The 18398-nt window shown below is 35.6% G+C and carries 15 protein-coding genes; 4 read left to right on the top strand and 11 right to left on the bottom strand.

Translation table 11 applies throughout. The features are described from left to right. Entirely contained in the window at nucleotides 1–297 is a 297-nt protein-coding gene (locus tag G5B32_RS11980) for an FtsB family cell division protein (RefSeq protein WP_165291766.1), read from the bottom strand. A 112-nt stretch (nucleotides 298–409) separates the two neighbouring features. Next, on the bottom strand, nucleotides 410–1708 hold the full coding sequence (eno, locus tag G5B32_RS11985; protein ID WP_165291767.1) for a phosphopyruvate hydratase: 1299 nt from the start codon (nucleotides 1706–1708) through the stop codon (nucleotides 410–412). A gap of 303 nt (nucleotides 1709–2011) precedes the next feature. Between eno and G5B32_RS11990 the strand changes: the two genes are divergently transcribed. Continuing rightward, nucleotides 2012–3319, top strand: a complete 1308-nt coding sequence (locus G5B32_RS11990; protein WP_165291768.1) for a DEAD/DEAH box helicase — start codon at nucleotides 2012–2014, stop codon at nucleotides 3317–3319. Nucleotides 3320–3418: 99 nt separating this feature from the next. On the opposite strand, the gene coaD is transcribed toward G5B32_RS11990, so the two are convergent. From coaD to G5B32_RS12005, 3 genes are read right to left on the bottom strand one after another with little or no spacing between them, the layout of a single operon-like run. Further along, nucleotides 3419–3883, bottom strand: a complete 465-nt coding sequence (gene coaD, locus G5B32_RS11995; RefSeq protein ID WP_165291769.1) for a pantetheine-phosphate adenylyltransferase — start codon at nucleotides 3881–3883, stop codon at nucleotides 3419–3421. A 2-nt stretch (nucleotides 3884–3885) separates the two neighbouring features. After that, complete coding sequence (locus G5B32_RS12000) at nucleotides 3886–4419, bottom strand: RsmD family RNA methyltransferase (RefSeq protein ID WP_165291770.1); 534 nt, start codon at nucleotides 4417–4419, stop codon at nucleotides 3886–3888. Then, the gene (locus tag G5B32_RS12005) at nucleotides 4410–5204 is read right to left on the bottom strand and encodes a DUF3822 family protein (RefSeq protein ID WP_165291771.1); all 795 of its coding nucleotides are present in this window, start codon (nucleotides 5202–5204) and stop codon (nucleotides 4410–4412) included. The genes G5B32_RS12000 and G5B32_RS12005 overlap by 10 nt, the downstream gene beginning before the upstream one ends. Before the next feature lie 96 nt (nucleotides 5205–5300). Here G5B32_RS12005 and G5B32_RS12010 point away from each other — a divergent pair, with 96 nt between their 5' ends. Next, nucleotides 5301–6719 carry an ATP-dependent RecD-like DNA helicase gene (locus G5B32_RS12010; RefSeq protein ID WP_165291772.1) on the top strand — a complete coding sequence of 473 codons (1419 nt, stop codon included), beginning with the start codon at nucleotides 5301–5303 and terminating at the stop codon, nucleotides 6717–6719. 52 nt (nucleotides 6720–6771) lie between these two features. Here the strand turns inward: G5B32_RS12010 and G5B32_RS12015 are convergent, their stop codons facing one another. Both G5B32_RS12015 and G5B32_RS12020 read right to left on the bottom strand, forming a co-directional pair. After that, nucleotides 6772–9921, bottom strand: a complete 3150-nt coding sequence (locus G5B32_RS12015; protein WP_165291773.1) for a glycoside hydrolase family 2 TIM barrel-domain containing protein — start codon at nucleotides 9919–9921, stop codon at nucleotides 6772–6774. Nucleotides 9922–10150: 229 nt separating this feature from the next. After that, nucleotides 10151–11044, bottom strand: a complete 894-nt coding sequence (locus G5B32_RS12020) for an SDR family oxidoreductase (protein WP_165291774.1) — start codon at nucleotides 11042–11044, stop codon at nucleotides 10151–10153. Nucleotides 11045–11200: 156 nt separating this feature from the next. Here G5B32_RS12020 and G5B32_RS12025 point away from each other — a divergent pair, with 156 nt between their 5' ends. Together G5B32_RS12025 and G5B32_RS12030 are read left to right on the top strand one after the other, a co-directional pair. After that, complete coding sequence (locus G5B32_RS12025; protein WP_165291775.1) at nucleotides 11201–13690, top strand: S9 family peptidase; 2490 nt, start codon at nucleotides 11201–11203, stop codon at nucleotides 13688–13690. A gap of 8 nt (nucleotides 13691–13698) precedes the next feature. After that, a complete protein-coding gene (locus tag G5B32_RS12030; RefSeq protein ID WP_165291776.1) occupies nucleotides 13699–14253 on the top strand; it encodes a hypothetical protein in 555 nt (184 codons plus the stop codon). Here the strand turns inward: G5B32_RS12030 and G5B32_RS12035 are convergent. From G5B32_RS12035 to G5B32_RS12050, 4 genes are all read right to left on the bottom strand, one after another. Continuing rightward, nucleotides 14230–14946, bottom strand: a complete 717-nt coding sequence (locus tag G5B32_RS12035) for a hypothetical protein (RefSeq protein ID WP_165291777.1) — start codon at nucleotides 14944–14946, stop codon at nucleotides 14230–14232. The two genes, G5B32_RS12030 and G5B32_RS12035, sit on opposite strands and share 24 nt — an antisense overlap. A 59-nt stretch (nucleotides 14947–15005) precedes the next feature. After that, complete coding sequence (gene ruvB, locus G5B32_RS12040) at nucleotides 15006–16028, bottom strand: Holliday junction branch migration DNA helicase RuvB (protein WP_165291778.1); 1023 nt, start codon at nucleotides 16026–16028, stop codon at nucleotides 15006–15008. Then, nucleotides 16028–16753 (bottom strand): polyprenol monophosphomannose synthase, encoded by a 726-nt coding sequence (locus G5B32_RS12045; protein ID WP_165291779.1) that lies wholly within the window; start codon nucleotides 16751–16753, stop codon nucleotides 16028–16030. Before G5B32_RS12045 ends, ruvB begins: the two co-directional genes overlap by 1 nt. A gap of 78 nt (nucleotides 16754–16831) precedes the next feature. Continuing rightward, on the bottom strand, nucleotides 16832–18364 hold the full coding sequence (locus G5B32_RS12050) for a peptide MFS transporter (RefSeq protein WP_165291780.1): 1533 nt from the start codon (nucleotides 18362–18364) through the stop codon (nucleotides 16832–16834). Nucleotides 18365–18398 lie beyond the last annotated feature (34 nt).

The raw sequence follows: 18398 nt of genomic DNA on the forward strand, positions 1-18398 counted from the left end.
TTATTTAGGAGCAACTTCTGATATCACATAAATATCTTCGTTATCCTTTTTCATTTTGTATTTTTCTCGCGCGATACGTTGGATTTCACTTGGATTATATTGCGCATCTTTGATGGATTTTTCGAGATTATCGATTTCTGTTGTATAAAATTCTTTTTCGTACTGCAACTTGTTACGTTCCTTTTGATAACCATATTGGGTTGCAAAGTCATAGCGATCAAAAAAGCACATCCATACCAAGAAGGCCAATCCTGCAATGAGGAATTTATTTTTGACTAAAGATACTGCTCTTTCCATGACACAAAAATAAGATTAACTTTTAAAATTCTCTTAAATATATTGATTTTAAACCAAACAAAAAAAGGAGAAACTTTCGTCTCTCCTTTTGATATGCTAGAAATAAGAAAACTTATTTTTTGATAGCAAATTTGAAATCTTTACCGATGAAACGAGCGTTAGCACCTAATTCTTCTTCGATACGTAGTAATTGATTGTATTTAGCCATACGGTCAGAACGTGAAGCCGAACCAGTCTTGATTTGACCACAGTTTAATGCTACAGCTAAGTCAGCAATTGTAGCATCTTCTGTTTCGCCCGAACGGTGAGACATTACTGAAGTATAACCAGAATTTTGTGCTAAAGTAACCGCGTTAATAGTTTCAGTTAATGAACCAATTTGGTTAACTTTTACTAAGATTGAGTTTGCAGTATCTGCGTCAATACCTTGTTGTAAACGTACAGTGTTTGTTACGAACAAATCGTCACCTACTAATTGAACACGGTCACCGATTTTGTCTGTTAAAGTTTTCCAACCAGCCCAGTCATCTTCAGCCATACCGTCTTCGATAGAGATAATAGGATATTTTTCCGTTAATTCAGCTAAGTAAGCAGCTTGCTCTTCGCTTGTACGAATAGCACCTTTATCACCTTCGAATTTCGTGTAATCGTATTTACCGTCTTTGTAGAATTCGGAAGAAGCACAGTCTAATGCTAAACAGATATCCGAACCTGGTTTGTAACCCGCAGTTTCGATAGCTTTCAATACAGTTTCTACTGCATCTTCAGTACCATCAAATGTTGGAGCAAAACCACCTTCGTCACCTACTGCTGTAGATAAGTTACGGTCGTGTAATATTTTTTTCAATGTATGGAATACCTCTGCTCCCCAACGTAATGCTTCAGAGAATGAAGGTGCACCAACAGGCATAATCATGAACTCTTGGAATGCGATAGGTGCATCAGAGTGAGAACCGCCGTTGATGATGTTCATCATTGGGATAGGTAATGTATTTGCATTTACACCACCAATGTAACGGTATAATGGTTGACGTGATTCTTGAGCAGCAGCTTTAGCAACAGCTAAAGAGACGCCTAAAATCGCGTTTGCACCTAAGTTACCTTTATTTTCAGTACCATCAAGATCGATCATAATCTTGTCGATAGCATTTTGTTCGAATACATCAACACCTACTAAAGCCTCAGCAATTTTAGTGTTCACATTCTCAACAGCTTTAAGAACGCCTTTTCCTAAGTATTTTGATTTATCACCATCGCGCAATTCTACTGCTTCGTAAGCTCCTGTTGAAGCTCCAGAAGGAACCGCAGCACGACCTACAAAACCATTTTGCGTAGTTACATCAACTTCCACTGTTGGATTACCGCGCGAATCTAAAATTTGACGCGCTTTAACATCGATAATTAAACTCATTGTATTTTAATTGGGTTTATGACTTATTCTAAAGATACACTTAGTGTATTTCGGACACTAATATAGTAATATATCGTATTTATTCCAAAAATAAGTAATTAATAATAACTATTGCTATAAAGTTAAATTAAAAAAGCCTTCAACCGGGGAGATTGAAGGCTTCTTAACTAACCAATTATTAACCTAAATTATGAATTACTAATACATATTCAATAGCTGTGCCAAAACAAAATTGGCAGTTGTCTCTTAACAATCTTTTAACATTTATAGTTAAAGCCTGTATTAATTACCTATTTTTGTAGCATGGAAATCACATCGATACTAAGAAAACTACAGATTACCGAATTGAATAATATGCAGAAAAGCGTATTGGAACAATTCAAAGCTAACCAAGATTTTGTCTTACTTTCTCCTACTGGATCAGGTAAAACACTAGCGTTTAGCTTATTAGTATCCAAACTTATTCAATCGGATAAGGCTTTAAAAACTCAAACCCTTATTGTGGTTCCAACTCGTGAGCTAGCTTTACAGATTGAAACTGTAATTAAGAAAGTAATCACAGGCTATAAAGTGTTGTGTGTATATGGTGGTCATGACACCAAAATAGAAAAAAATGCGCTTCGTGATGCTCCTTCTATTATTATAGGTACGCCAGGACGTATCATCTATCACCTTGAGCGTAATTACATTACGACAGAAGATGTGCATACTTTGGTGTTGGATGAATTTGATAAATCTTTAGAATTAGGTTTTCAAGAGCAATTACAACAAATCATAGATGCTACGCCAAATATCAAACAGAAGATTCTGACGTCAGCGACAGATCTGGCAGAATTACCTGACTTTGTGACATTGCGCAATGTCATCAAAGTTGACAACTTGGATTCGGAAGAAAATAAGCCTTCTATTGTTTATAAAAAAGTAATTGCACCCGCTCAGCATAAATTAAAAGCATTATTCAATCTATTGTGTATGCTAGGCGATCAGAAAATTTTGATTTTCTGCAATCACCGTGATGCTGTAGATCATATTTCCGAATTATTGGATGATCGAGATTTGATTCATGATATTTTCCATGGTGGATTAGAACAACGAGATCGTGAATTGTCTATACTAAAATTCCGAAACAATAGTAACCGTATATTGTTAACTACAGATTTGGCTGCACGCGGTTTGGACATACCAGAAATTGATGTCATTATTCACTATCAATTGCCAAGTAAGGAAGATGCTTTCATCCACCGCAATGGTCGTACGGCTCGTATGCATGCTAAAGGTGAAGTTATTGTCATGCTAAAACCGGATGATGATTTCCCTTACTTACCAGAATCAACAGAAGAGTTAGTTATAGAAGAAAATCTTCCGCTGCCAAATAATACGCCTTACTCTACTTTGTATATCTCTGCAGGAAAAAAAGATAAGGTAAATAAAATTGATATAGTTGGATATATTCTAAAACTAAAAGGTCTAGAAAAAGATGATATAGGTATTATCGAGGTAAAAGACAAAGATGCTTATATCGCTGTAAAAAGGAAAGTTGCTACACAAATAATCAAAGAAGGAAGTAACGGAAAGATCAAAGGCAATAAAATAAAATTTATCCGAACATAAAATATAGATGCTTCATCAAGAGTAAGCTTTACAATATTAAAAAAATAAAAAAGCATCTTAATTAACTTAAGATGCTATATTTCCATATTTCAATTTCCTTTATTTTATAAATTTCAGAACTTCAGAAGGTACCAAAGTATCTACAGGACCTCCATTTGCTAAAATATCTCGAACTATAGTAGATGAAATATGTGCTAATCCTGTACGAGCTAGTAAGAAGTAAGTTTCAATTTCGGGAGCTAGAATAAGATTGTTTTGTGCAATAGCATTTTCAAAATCCAAATCCGTAGCATTACGAAGACCGCGTAAAATGAAATTAGCACCAACATTTTTGCAATACTCAACTGTTAATCCTGTAAAAGTATCGACTATCACTTTGGATTGATCAGTATATAATTCTTCGATAGCAGCTTTACGTGTTTCGAAATCCAATAATCCCTTTTTAGAAGAATTAACTCCAATAGCAATATAAATCTTATCAAACAAAGGCAAAGCTCTATCTACTAAATCTTTGTGTGCTAAGGTAAATGGATCAAAAGAACCTGGAAAAACTGCTACTTTCATGTTTATTTATTTTGGTAAAAGCTGAAAGAGGAATATCCATACTTTCTAGTTTCGACAAACAGAGGATGATCCATTAACTTACGTGTAGACGGATGTTCCACTACTAATATACCATCTTCTTTTAATAATCCATTATCCAAAATCATTTGCGGCAACTGAGGAAGCTGTGCGACATCATATGGTGGATCTGCAAAAATAAAATCGTACGATTTTTTACAAGAAGTAATGAACTTAAATACATCAGCTTTGCGTGTAGCAATATTTAAATCATATTGCTTAGCGATATCCTTTACATAAAAAAGGCATTTAGCATGAATATCTACCGCATCAATTTCCTGGGCACCTCTAGAAGCTAATTCAAATGAAATATTACCAGTACCGCAGAAAAGATCTAGACAACTACAATCTTCCCAATCCAATTGGTATTGCAAAATATTAAATAAAGCTTCTTTGGCAATGTCTGTCGTTGGACGAACCGGCAAATTTGTAGGCGGATTCAGACGGATACCACCAATTTTCCCACCTATTACTCGCATATAGATAAGTCTACTAAAGTATTTAAGTTTTTGATGGCTTGAGAAACTTTACTATTGTACGATTTCCAGCTATATGTTGATTTCATTTCCTCCAATTGCTTTGTATAAATGGACAATCTATCTCCCCATTCGGAATCTTTAGGTGCACCACTCAACATGATTTTTTGCACTTTGCCTTCTATAGCAAAATTTTTCATGATGCTCAGCACGTAATAGGCTAAATCATCAGGAGTCTGGATCTCGAAAGTATTATAAAGACGTATTTCACTATTTACAAACAGAAAAATATCAGCTTGATTACCATAAATATGGACCGTTAATAATTCTACAGCGTAATCAATATTTCGGAATGCTTGTCCCAATACCGCTGAAAAACTTGGCAAAATCATCGCAGAAGGAAAAATGCTTCTCCATCTATTCATCAATGTAGCCTCTATTTGATATAAAGCCGTGACACCTTGATTTTCGATTTCCGTAAATTCAATCCTATCTTCACGTGTATCTAAGAAATAGTCGGTGTATAAATCTATTTCACTTGGATCAAATACTTCCGTTGGAATCCATAATAGACTTTGATGAGGCAGGCTGACATACACCTTTTCAAACGGCATACTCAATATTTTGGTAGCTTCTAACGATGGCTTTTCATTATCATAAGTAATATAAACCAAAACATCATTTTCAGGCCCTACTACGACCAAATGATCTCTATGCAAATCACTTTGAACATATAATGTGTAAGATGGAATATAATGTAAATGAAAATCTCCCGATATGTAATTCATGTATAAAAGTACTTAGAAATGACGCTAACAATGTGCCCTTCAAACAAAATTAGCTTTTAGAATTGAATTGACAAACCTTTTTGAATAACTTTGAACGTGCATATAAAAAATTTACTCTTACAACAATTTTTATGGTCACCCACACCTCAACAAGAGCAAGTTTTTGGGTTATTGGCTGAATTTCTTCATACCTTCTCGAATCAATCTTGTTTTATACTAAAAGGTTACGCAGGTACCGGTAAAACGACTATCATCTCCGCTTTGGTCAAATCGCTTTCGAGCATTAATAAAAGATCGGTATTGCTCGCTCCTACTGGTCGAGCCGCTAAAGTAATGAGTGCGTATTCGGGAAGAAGAGCACTAACTATACACAAAAAAATCTATCGTAAAAAAAGTGCAGCCACGCTTCAAATGGATTTTGATATTGCGGAAAATCTGCACGAGAATACCTTATTCATCATTGACGAAGCATCCATGATCAGCACAGAAGGATTTTCTATGTTTTCAAATGGCTTGCTTTCGGATTTGATTCAATATGTACAATCGGGCAAAAACTGTACACTTATGTTTGTAGGGGATACAGCCCAATTGCCTCCCGTAGGATTAGATTACAGTCCCGCTTTGGACATTAACTACATCAATGCCGAGTTTAATTTAGAAGTATTTACTTACGAAATGACAGATGTGGTGCGCCAAAATAAAGGCTCAGGAATACTTTACAACGCTACGAAAATTCGTAATGAAATAAAATTGGATGAGGAATCTCCAGACTATACGTTTCCCCAGTTTGTAACACAAGGATTCAAAGATATATTTCGCATGACAGGCGATAGGCTCATAGAAGGATTGCATTATGCCTATGACAAATACGACATAGAAAACTGTATAGTGATTTGTCGTTCGAACAAATCAGCTAACTTATATAACAAGCATATTCGTAATCAAATACTTTTTCGCGAAGAAGAAATTACGGGGGGAGATATTGTTATGATCGTCAAGAATAATTATTATTGGCTGCAACAGCATGATGAGAAACATACAGGTTTTATTGCCAATGGGGATATGGCCATCATAAAAAAAGTGAGTAATATTCACGAAATGCATGGGTATCGATTTGCAGATTTGTATCTTGAATTTATGGACAATAATGAAGGTGATGCCATTCGTTGCCGTGTTATATTAGATAGTCTTCACGTAGATGCAGCTCAAATGCCCTACGAAGATCAACAAAAGCTTTATCAATCCATTGCGCAAGATTACGATGATATTGCTACAAAAAAGGATCGCATGGAAGCCATAAAAAAAGACCCTTATTATAATGCTCTTCAAATCAAATTTGCTTATGCGATCACTTGTCATAAAGCGCAGGGTGGTCAATGGCCTTTAGTTTTTGTAGATCAAGGCTATATGACTGACGAAATGCTAACTACGGAATTCCTACGATGGCTTTATACAGGAATTACCCGTGCTACAAAAGAATTATTTTTGGTGAATTTCAATGAGAAATTTTATTAAAAAAGCCGTAACCTTAAAAGGATACGGCTTAATAATAGAAGAATAAAATGTATTATTGAATATAACTAAGCGTGAAATTGTAACGATACTCTTTGCCAAAGTGTCTATATTGATCCAATGGAGGAGATTGCCAAGCATCCAATCCTGCAACACCTCGTTGAAACAAGTCCACATTTAATACCACATTCTTAGCTGGAATAACATCTTTAAAGTGTTGTTGCTTTTTCGTAAGACCAGCATCCAAATCTTCTATGCGGTAATTTGTAGCACTTACAGACAACGGCTGTCCTCCCTCAATACGAATTCCTTTACCACTATCATCTGTTAATGTCAACCAACGTACGTCCGTTTTATTACCCGTCTCTTGTGGTCTATAATAGGCAAATGCTTGATCTTTCACGTCACCTTTCCAAATTCCCATAAAAGTATCAAACTTACGATCTATATAATTTTCCCACGGACCACGACCATACCAAGTGAAATTGTGGAAACGGTTTTGTAATTCGAAATTAAATCCAAAACGTGGCAATTCAGGAAGATTATCGCTTAAGGCACGATAAGTAGCATCTACAGTCAAGCTACCATCTTTATTTACCAAATAAACTAATTTTACTTCAGCCTCTACCCCTACTGGTTTTACTGTAAATCTAATTTCATATGCTCCATTCTTTTCATCCACTCCATCAAATTTGGTTTGGCGTAGATAAGACGCAGCTTCCCATACTCTCATTTTTTGTTGCGCTTTTTCTCCAAAATCATTATCGGTAGGTGCTCTCCAAAAATTAGGTGTAGGGAATTTAGTGATATAATCTTTGCCTGGACCATTTACCCAACGTAATCCATCATTCTTACCAAATTCATAAGTTACGCCATTTGCGACAAATGTCAATTTCCAACCGCCCTCTTCGAATTTCTTAACAGGCTCTCCGTCTTTTGATTTATTAACAAAATAATTATTTCCGGTTAATTGAAACTCTTCTTTGGCAACTTCAAATCCAGCATCGATAAGTTGTGTAGCATTTTTCGTATAAGCAAAGACTTGCAAGTAATATTCTGCACCTGCTTCTTGTTCGATTTTCGGTAACTTCAATTGTACATCTTGACGTGAATCTGCAGCAATAGTTACTTCAAAATTACCTTCAGCAATTTGTTCACCATTCTTTTGTAGCACCCATTTGAAGCTGTGATCTTTTGGTGTAACTGGAATAAATTTGAAATCATTGATTACCGTTACTTTGCCAGAATTAGGATTTTTTGATTCAAATAAGATATTTTGATATACTTTCTTTACAATATGTGTATGGGGCAAATACTGCAAATCAGGAGAGATAATTCCATCCATACAAAAATTACCATCATTCTGCTTATTGTATCCATATAAATCACCACCATACGCAAAATATTCCCGGCCTTGCTCATCTTTGGTTTTGTAGCCGTGGTTGTACCATTCCCAAATAAAACCACCCTGCATATTCTTACTGCTGCGAATCAAATCCCAATAATCTTGGAAATTCCCCATACTATTACCCATCGCATGCGCATATTCACACATGATATATGGTCTGCCAATATCCTTCTTGGATACATCAACCATTTGGTTCCAACTCGGATACATGGGACATACTATATCTGTATTTTCTTTCCAAAAAGCTTGCTCATATTGCACAGGACGACTCTTATCTCTTTTCTTCGCCCATTCGTACATAGCATAATAAGCTTTTCCATTACTCGCTTCATTACCTAAGGACCAAATAATTACTGAAGCATGGTTTTTGTCTCGTTCTACTAAACGAATCATACGATCTAAATGCGCATTTTGCCACTCGTCAAAATACGCTATATTACTTTCGCCTTGACCAAGACCATGTGATTCGAGATTAGCCTCATCCACCAAGTACAAACCATATTCATCACATAGTCTATACCATAATGGTGACTGCGGATAATGCGACATACGTACAGCATTAATATTCAACTCTTTCATCAATTGAATATTACGAATCATCGTGGCTGAATCTACCACATTACCCGTATTCGTATTGAATTCGTGTAGATTAACGCCTTTTACTAAGATTTTTTTCCCATTTACAAGAAGTTGACCGTCTTTGATTTCAACTTTTCTAAATCCAATTCTATGCGAAGTAGTTTCTATCACCTTATTTTGATCATCACGAAGTGTAATAATCATATTGTACAAATTCGGAGTTTCAGCAGTCCATTGTAAAGGATTTTTGATCACTCCAGCCACCTTTGCCGTAGAAATACTATTCGATGCAATGTCTACTTTTTGGTTTTGGCTAAATACTTTTTTACCCAACTTATCTACAATACTTACTTCTATAGTCTGAGCAATAGCTTTTTGTGTATAATTCTGCACGTTAACTTCGGCACTGAACAATCCGTCTTTGTATTTAGCATCCAAATCAGCTAAAGAAAAGAAATCTTGGATACGTGTCTGAGCCGTAGTATACAGGTATACATTACGATTGATACCTCCCAATCGCCACATATCCTGATCTTCCATATAATATCCATCAGAAAATTTATGTACCTGACAGGCTAATAGATTTGATCCTGGACGTATATATTCTGTAATATCAAATTCCGCCGGGCTTTTTGAATTTTCAGTATAGCCCACCTTTTTACCATTCACCCATACATACATGGAATTGGTACCTGCTTCGAAATGTAAGTAGACACGACGTCCATCCCAATCTTTAGGAATCTCAAACTTATGTCGGTATGCTCCTGTAGGAGAATCATTTCGGTCTATAAATGGAGGATTAATAGTAAATCCATATCCAATATTGACATACATCGGGATACCGTAGCCATTGAATTCCCAATTGCCTGGTACTGGCATCAATGTCCAACCCGATTGCCCGGATGTTTGGTTCGGCTCTCCTTTTTTCCATTTCTGTTTTATATTATCCGAGTAGTTTTCTTCCAGATAAAAATCTTTTGGAACATCTGCAATTTTGTCCACCCAATAAAATTGCCAATTACCATTTAAAGATTTATAGAAAGGCGAATTGGAATAGTGATTTTTCAATGCTTGCGCCTCAGTAGCATAAGGTATTGATGTGCTTCGCGTATTTTCTTTGTTGATCGCAAATACCTCCGGATTTTCCCAATCCGGTCTCGTCTGGGCAAGAGCAGACATAGCATTTACCAATGCTACAATCAAGAATATTTTTCTCATTGTTAGTTTAGTTAATTTAGGAATTCCAAACATAACAATTTATTCTCAATTACAAACTCTTAATAGTTATGAAAATAAAAAAGTATCATCGAAATTACAATTAACCATAAATAAATTAAACAACCTAAATAAGAATTTTTGCTAATATTATATTCAATTCTTTAAACCCAACATACCGCCCAATCATAAACAATAAGCTTAACGAAAATATTTATCTGTAAAATTTGCCTTAGATGGTAATTCTACCTCCAGTAGCAGGAATAGTAGCACCAGAAATATAGGAAGCTGCTTCCGAAGCTAAGAACACATAAATTGGCGCTATTTCTGCAGGTTGGCCTGGTCTTCCCATAGGAGAATTCTCTTTACCAAAATTTTCATGGTCAGGAATTGTACTTGGAATTAATGGGGTCCAAATAGGTCCAGGAGCAACTGCATTCACACGAATACCTGACTTATCCTTCATAAACATTTCTGCTAAACTTGCCGTGAAATTTTGTATTGCACCTTTAGTTGCCGCATAAGGCAATAAGGAAGGATTAGGCTCATAAGCATTGACAGAGGTTGTATTTATTATAGAACTACCAGCTTTCATATGGGACTTCGCATATTTAATAAGATAAAACATGGCGCGAATATTAGTATCAAAAGTTTTGTCCCATTCCGCGGTATCAATATCTTCTATTCCATTATACGACATCTGATACGCAGCATTATTTACCAAAACATCAATTTTGCCAAATTTTGCAATCGTCTTATCAATGATTTTCATACAGTGTGTTTCATTTCGAATATCTCCACGAATCAAAATAGCTTCTGAACCCGCCTTCTCTATCCATTGCGCTGTATCTTTAGCGTCTTCATCTTCCACTTTATCTTTATATGAAATAACAATCTTTGCTCCTTCTCTAGCCATTGCTATCGCGACTGCCTTACCAATTCCGGAATCGCCTCCAGTAATAATACATACCGCATCTTTAAGTAATTCCTTACCTACATACGTTTCTTCGCCATGATCTGGGCGAGGTTCCATTTTTGATGTAATACCTGGGATATCTTGAGGTTGTTTTGGAAAAGGTGGTTGTGGATACTTTTTCAATGGATTTTCAAATTTCTTGTTCTTCATAGCATATATATATTTAGTTCCTTCCCAAGAATAACAGTTAAAAGCATATAGTGTTCAAAAACAACTCTATCTAAAATTTTACACGTATTTTGTTTATGCAACGAATTAGTTAAGTTATTTTAGTACAGAAATTATTATCAAAATATAATAACCTTTATGAAATACATTTTTACAGGTTTATTAGCTTTTGTATTCTGCATGACACATGGTCAAGAGAAGAAAAGTGAAGTAAAACCCAACTACCAATTAGCTGCTAAATTTAGCCCTGAAAAATTGAGAAAAATGATTTTCTCAACAGAAGTTAAACCAAATTACATTAATTACTCTGATAAATTTTGGTATGAATACGCCACCTCTTCAGGCAAAAATTGGTATATAGTAGATCCTAGTCTCCGTAAAAAAAGTCCATTATTTGAAAATGGTGAAATGGCAGCAAAAGTAACTTCAATCGTTAGAAATCCTTTTGACGCTCAACATTTACCTATTCAGAACTTACGTTTTTTGGACAATAGCGATCAAATCATTCGATTTGAAGTACAAAGTACCAAAGACACGGTAAAGAGCAAGGAGGAAATACAAAAACTTACCAATAAGAAAGACACGCTTAAAAAGAAACTTTTTCATTTCGAATACAACATTGTTTCGAAACAACTAAAAGAAATAAGCGATACAACTAAAGAAAAGACAAAGCCTAATTGGGCAAATTTTAATCCAGATACAAGTAGAGTATATTTTGCAAAAAACTACAACATCTACTGGATGGATTATAAAAGTTACCAAAAAGCTTTAAAAGACGAAAAAGATTCCACTATAGTAGAACACCAAATTACTAAAGATGGGGTTCAATTTTATGCTTGGGGCGGTGATCAATATAGCACGACTACGGGTGATCGTAAATCTATTTTGGAGGAAGAAAAGAAGCGAAAACCAGTTCGTCTTAGTTGGTCTCCTGATGGAAAATATTTCGTCATCACACGTAAAGACAATCGCGATTTATCTTCGTTATGGGTTATTCATAATGTAGATAAAAAACGTCCAGAATTAGAGACCTACAAATATCAAATGCCAGGTGAAATCGACTCCACAGAAACAGAATTATATATTTTCGACAGCGCTAATCAACAACCTCGCAAAGTAAATATCGCTGCTTTCAAAAATCAAACTCTTTCACTTTGGAACAAAGATTTTAGTAAAGAAAATTTAAAAGGAAAACACTACATCAACTATTGGTTGGGAAATAATCAAGAATTTTACCTCGCAAGATCCTCACGTGATTTGAAAAGAATTGATGTGGTAGCCGTTAGTGTAGATGGTTCTACCCGCGTAATGGTAGAAGAAAGAATGAATGTGTATCAAGACATTCAAAAACCGAAACTTATTGCTGGAGGTAAACAATTTATACACTGGTCACAACGTGATGGATGGGGTCACTTTTATTTATATGATATCAGTGGAAAATTAATTCATCAGATTACAAAAGGAGATTTTCATTGTAATGATTTGTCGGCTTATCAAGAATCTACAGGTACTTTATTCTTCCAAGCTAATGGTAAAGAGAAGGATATTGATCCTTATTATAATTTCTTATATTCTGTTAACAAAAATGGTGGAGCAATTAAATTATTAACTCCTGGAGACTATGATCATCAGTTAGAAGGAAACGAGTTAGGCAATTATTTTATTGATAATTTTTCTAGAGTTAATACTATTCCTCAATCCAATCTTTATTCTTCTACAGGACAATTGATCATGAAATTAGAAGAAGCAGATTTAAGCCAACTTTTTGCTTCTGGATATAAATTCCCTGAACCATTTAAGGTGAAAGCAGGCGACGGAATTACGGACATTTATGGTGTAATGTATAAGCCTTTTGATTTTGACTCTACTAAAACCTATCCTTTAATAGAATATGTATATCCAGGTCCGCAAACAGAAGCAGTAAACAAAAGCTTTGGCAGAAGTATGGATCGAATTGACCGTCTTGCGCAAATGGGCTTCGTCGTAATTTCTGTTGGTAATCGTGGTGGACATCCTGCCCGCTCAAAATGGTATCATACCTATGGATACGGTAATTTGCGCGATTATGGATTGGAAGATAAAAAAGTAGCAGCAGAACAATTAGCTAATAAATACTCATTCATCGACATTAATCGTGTAGGTATTACAGGGCACTCTGGAGGTGGATTTATGTCTACAGCAGCTATGTTAGTTTACCCTGATTTTTTTAAAGTAGCCGTTTCAGGAGCTGGAAATCATGAAAACAACATTTATAATCGTTGGTGGTCTGAACGTCACCATGGTGTAAAAGAGGTAGTTTCGGATAAAGGTGATACTACTTTTACATACAATATTGCAAAAAATACAGAGCTTGCTAAAAATTTGAAAGGAAAATTGTTAATTGCGACAGGAGATGTCGACAATAATGTACATCCTGCCAATTCTATCCGAATGGTGGATGCATTAATCAAAGCCAACAAACGATTTGATTTCTTATTATTGCCTGGACAAGCACATGCTTTTGGCAATATGACAGAATATTTCTTCTGGAAAATGGCAGATTATTTCAGCGAACATTTATTAGGGGAATCCAAAATGAATGAGGTTGATATAACCGAAATCAATAGGGAAAGACCTTTGACTAGATAATTTAATGAATGGATCAACAAAGAATCGATAAAATCACAGAAGCACTATACAACTATAGTGCTTCTGTAATAAAAGAGGGTATTTTACAATACACTTCTCTTGAAGAATTATTGGAATTATCCCTTTATCCCATTGAAAGAACAGCCTTTCGTGCTGCGTGGGCTGCTGAACATGTTTTATTAGCTAACAACAACAGTAAGATTACCTTTTATAAAGATGCTATTATATCGGTGTATTCCAAATCCAACAATTGGAGTGTACTTCGAAGCTATTCTAAACTAGTGATGGAATATCTCACTCTAACCGATATAACTCAATTAAATGAAATAGAATTTGAAAGTATTCTCAATAAAACATTTGATGTATTAGAAAATAGCGAATGTCCTATCGCTGTAAGATGCAATTGTTACGATATTCTGTGTCTACTATCTGCACAACATCATTGGATAGTCAACGAATTGAGAAATAGAATACAGCTTGATCTTTCTATTAATGAAACACCAGCTTTAATTAGTCGTGCTAAAAAAGTCACCAAGAAATTAGAACGAATAGCGAAGACCTAAGGAATAGAAGCTATAAAAATCATCTTTTCCTTGGCTTAATCTTCCATTAGCACCATATGGCGTATACCCATCCAACGCATCATTACGTCCAAAATTAAATTGCCCATTAACCACAAGACTCAAAACAGGCCCCGAACTCAACAACTGATTATTTAGTGGAATCGAAGAACCTAGATTCAGGGATGGTAATATTAGCGTTCTAGTCCTATCCTCAAAAATAGGGTCACCCGAACTATCAAATCCCTTTACCATTCCATATGTACTATAGTCGTTCACATTATGATAAATGTATTCATAGTGATTGATGATATATAATGAGCCTACTCCTAAATATAATGATTCTAGTAACACATCACTGTAAGATCGTAAATAGCTATTTTTAGAAAAGAAACTAAATGGATGGATTAACACGCGCAAGCCTCCTGCCATATAATCATTATGAGACTGTCTTGGATCTGCTGTATTCGTAACTTCGGTTCTCAAAGACCCAAACTGGCTTTCAAGACCAATTAATAAACCTTTTTTAATCTGATAATCGAGGTTAATAGTGCCAGCTGAACCAAAAGCATTATTGCTTTTGACATCGCCGTATAATTTGGTAATACCATATCCAGCAGTAATATGAAACAACTTGGTTTCTCCGACTTTTCCAGATAAAGGGGGACAATATTGTGAAAAAACAAAAAAAGGCATACATATCCCTAGGGATATTATCAAAAGAATCCTCATAAAAAAAATAAATATATTATTGGTTAAAATAAAGTATTTCCTTTATTATAATTTAATTTACCTAAATGTTTGTAGGCACTCTCTGTACATTCTCTGCCTCGTGAAGTACGCATAATATAGCCTTCCTGAATCAAAAAAGGCTCATACACCTCTTCTATCGTCCCTTCGTCCTCACCAACTGCCGTCGCAATGGTCTTCAATCCTACGGGCCCACCTTTAAATTTATCAATAATAGTTGACAATATGCGATTGTCCATCTCATCTAATCCATGTTCGTCAACATTTAATGCATTCAATGCATATTGCGCAATGGCTTTATCAATATTACCATTACCTTTTATCTGTGCAAAGTCACGCGTTCGACGTAACAAAGCATTCGCAATACGTGGGGTACCTCTACTTCGTCGCGCTATTTCGTAAGCGCCTTCCTCACTAATCGCTGCTCCTAAAATACTGGATGATCGTTGTACAATGGTGGTTAACAATTTCGCATCATAATATTGTAATCGCGCATTGATCCCAAAACGTGCGCGCAACGGAGAAGTTAACAAGCCTGATCTCGTTGTCGCACCGACAAGTGTAAATGGATTTAACGTAATCTGGACCGAACGCGCGTTTGGTCCAGTTTCTAGCATGATATCAATCTTGAAATCCTCCATAGCAGAATACAAGTATTCTTCCACAACAGGAGAAAGACGATGAATCTCATCGATAAAAAGAATATCACCTTCTTCCAAGTTAGTCAACAACCCAGCTAAATCACCTGGCTTATCCAATACTGGTCCTGAAGTAATTTTTATTCCCACGCCCATTTCATTGGCAATGATATGGGACAAGGTAGTTTTACCCAGTCCTGGAGGGCCGTGCAGTAAGACATGATCCAAAGCCTCACCACGCATTTTTGCTGCTTGTACGAATATGGAAAGGTTTTCAAGAATTTTGGCTTGACCAGTGAAATCATCAAAAGTTTGCGGACGCAAAACTCTCTCCATTTCCTTATCGGTTGGATTCAATCTTTCTGGATTTGGATCAAGATTTTCGTTCATTATTTATAACTTTTGAATAAAGATTCTAACTTCAATTGTATTACTCCAAAAAAGGCTTCTCTAAAAATCCTCGTACTCATTTTAGATTCACCTAATGTTCTATCTGTAAATATAATCGGTACCTCAACCACGTTGAAACCATATTTGATGGCTTTGAATTTCATCTCTATTTGAAACGCATAACCCACAAATTTTATTTCATCCAATTTGATTGTTTCAAGCACTTTTCTGTTAAAACATACAAATCCTGCAGTAGCGTCCTGTATATTGATTCTTGTGATAAATCGTACATACACCGAAGCAAAATAGGACATCAGTACCCGACTCATCGGCCAATTCACGACGTTCACGCCTTTGATATATCGAGAGCCAATAGCCATATCAGCACCATCCAAAGCTGCCTGGCGCAGACGTATTAAATCTTCCGGATTGTGACTAAAGTCGGCATCCATCTCAAAAATATAAGTATAGTCACGCGCCAGTGACCACTTGAAGCCATATATATATGCAGTACCTAAACCTAATTTTCCTTTACGTTCTTCTATAAATAATTTGCCTTCAAACTCCTGCATCAATCGTTTCACTACATCAGCAGTACCATCTGGCGAACCATCATCCACTACCAAAATGTGAAAAGTCACATTTAAAGAAAAAACCTTTCGAATGATATTTTCAATATTTTCAATTTCATTGAAAGTAGGAATTATTACAATACTATCAGCCACTCTAATTATAATCTATAAGATACAAAAATAACAAAATAACCATCCGAAGAAAGTCATTTTTAGTGCACTTTAATTTGCTTAGTTTACACCATGCATCAGCTTCTTCACCAATGGTGAAATAGCAATTAATATTACACCAGCAATAATAGAGTAATGTCCTAATTCTTTATAGCTGTCTGTATAAACTAACAATTGCTCCACCAAAGTAGAACCTTCACGGGCATCTGCCATATTCGCACCAATCAAACCTGCCACATATTGACCATAGGCACTTGCCAAAAACCACATCCCCATCATAATTCCTTGCAAACGTGCTGGAGATAATTTAGTCATAATAGATAAACCAATGGGCGATAAACATAGTTCGCCTACGGTTATAACAATAAGTGCCAAAGAGAAGATATCCAATGAAGCAATACCATCTATCGCAAAGAATCTTGTTCCAAAAAGCACATAATATCCCAAACCTAAGAATATAAATCCTAATCCGAATTTGATAATCGTGTTGGGTTCAAAACGACGTCTAGCCATCCAAATCCATAGAATACCAAACAATGGTGCTAAAGCAATAATAAATAAAGCCCCCCCTGAATTGTTAACACCATTTGGATCCAAATGTACTAATCCACCTAAGATAGAATCATTCAAATTTTTAGCAGCGAAAATGCTTAATGAACCACCACTTTGTTCGTAAATACCCCAGAAAATAATAGAGAATAGAATAAACACCAACGCTGCAATTAACTTATGACGTTCAGCTTTTTCTACTTTGGTCATTTCAAAAAACAAGTATATCAACGTTAATGGACCAATGGTATACATAAAATAATCTGTGAATTCCGTTTTTGAAACCATCAACTGAATTACGGGAATCAATCCTAATGTTCCGATATAAACTAAATATTCTACCCATTTAGGTAAAGCTTTTGTTTTTACGATAGCATCGGGATGTCCTGGTTGCAAACCAATAGGACCTAAATGTCTTTTAGTAAACCAGAAGTTAATCAAACTCACCAACATACCTATCGCGGCAAGGCCGAAAGCTACATTCCAACGATGTGCCTCATCAATAACCGAACTCAATAAGTAACCTTTACCGATTGCCACACATACATAACCACCTAAAAATGCCCCAAGGTTAATCCCTGCATAAAATAAAGAGAAACCAGCATCACGGCGGTTATCCCCTTCTTTGTACAACTCTCCTACCATCGTAGAAATATTGGGTTTGAAAAAACCTGTACCAACGATAATGAAAGATAAACCAAAGAAGAAAAAGGCGTGAGGATCTATGGATAAGAATACAGATCCCACTATCATCAACAATCCGCCCCAAAACAATGATTTGCGGAAACCTAAAATCTTATCTGCAAACAGACCTCCTATAAACGTAAATGCATACACAAAAGCTTGCGTAGCTCCATACTGCAAATTAGCTTCTTTCTCCTGAAAATTAAGCTGAGAAATCATAAAAAACACCAACATGCCGCGCATGCCGTAAAAGCAAAAACGCTCCCACATCTCCGAGAAGAATAAACTCCAAATCTGTTTTGGATATTTCCCTTCAAAGGTCTGAACCTCCTCTAACGTCTGTTTTTGATTATTTGTCATTTTTATTTATTGTAAAAAAAATGCTCCTAAATTC

The sequence above is a fragment of the Sphingobacterium sp. SGL-16 genome (genome assembly GCF_011043515.1).
Taxonomy (GTDB): Bacteria; Bacteroidota; Bacteroidia; order Sphingobacteriales; family Sphingobacteriaceae; genus Sphingobacterium; species Sphingobacterium litopenaei.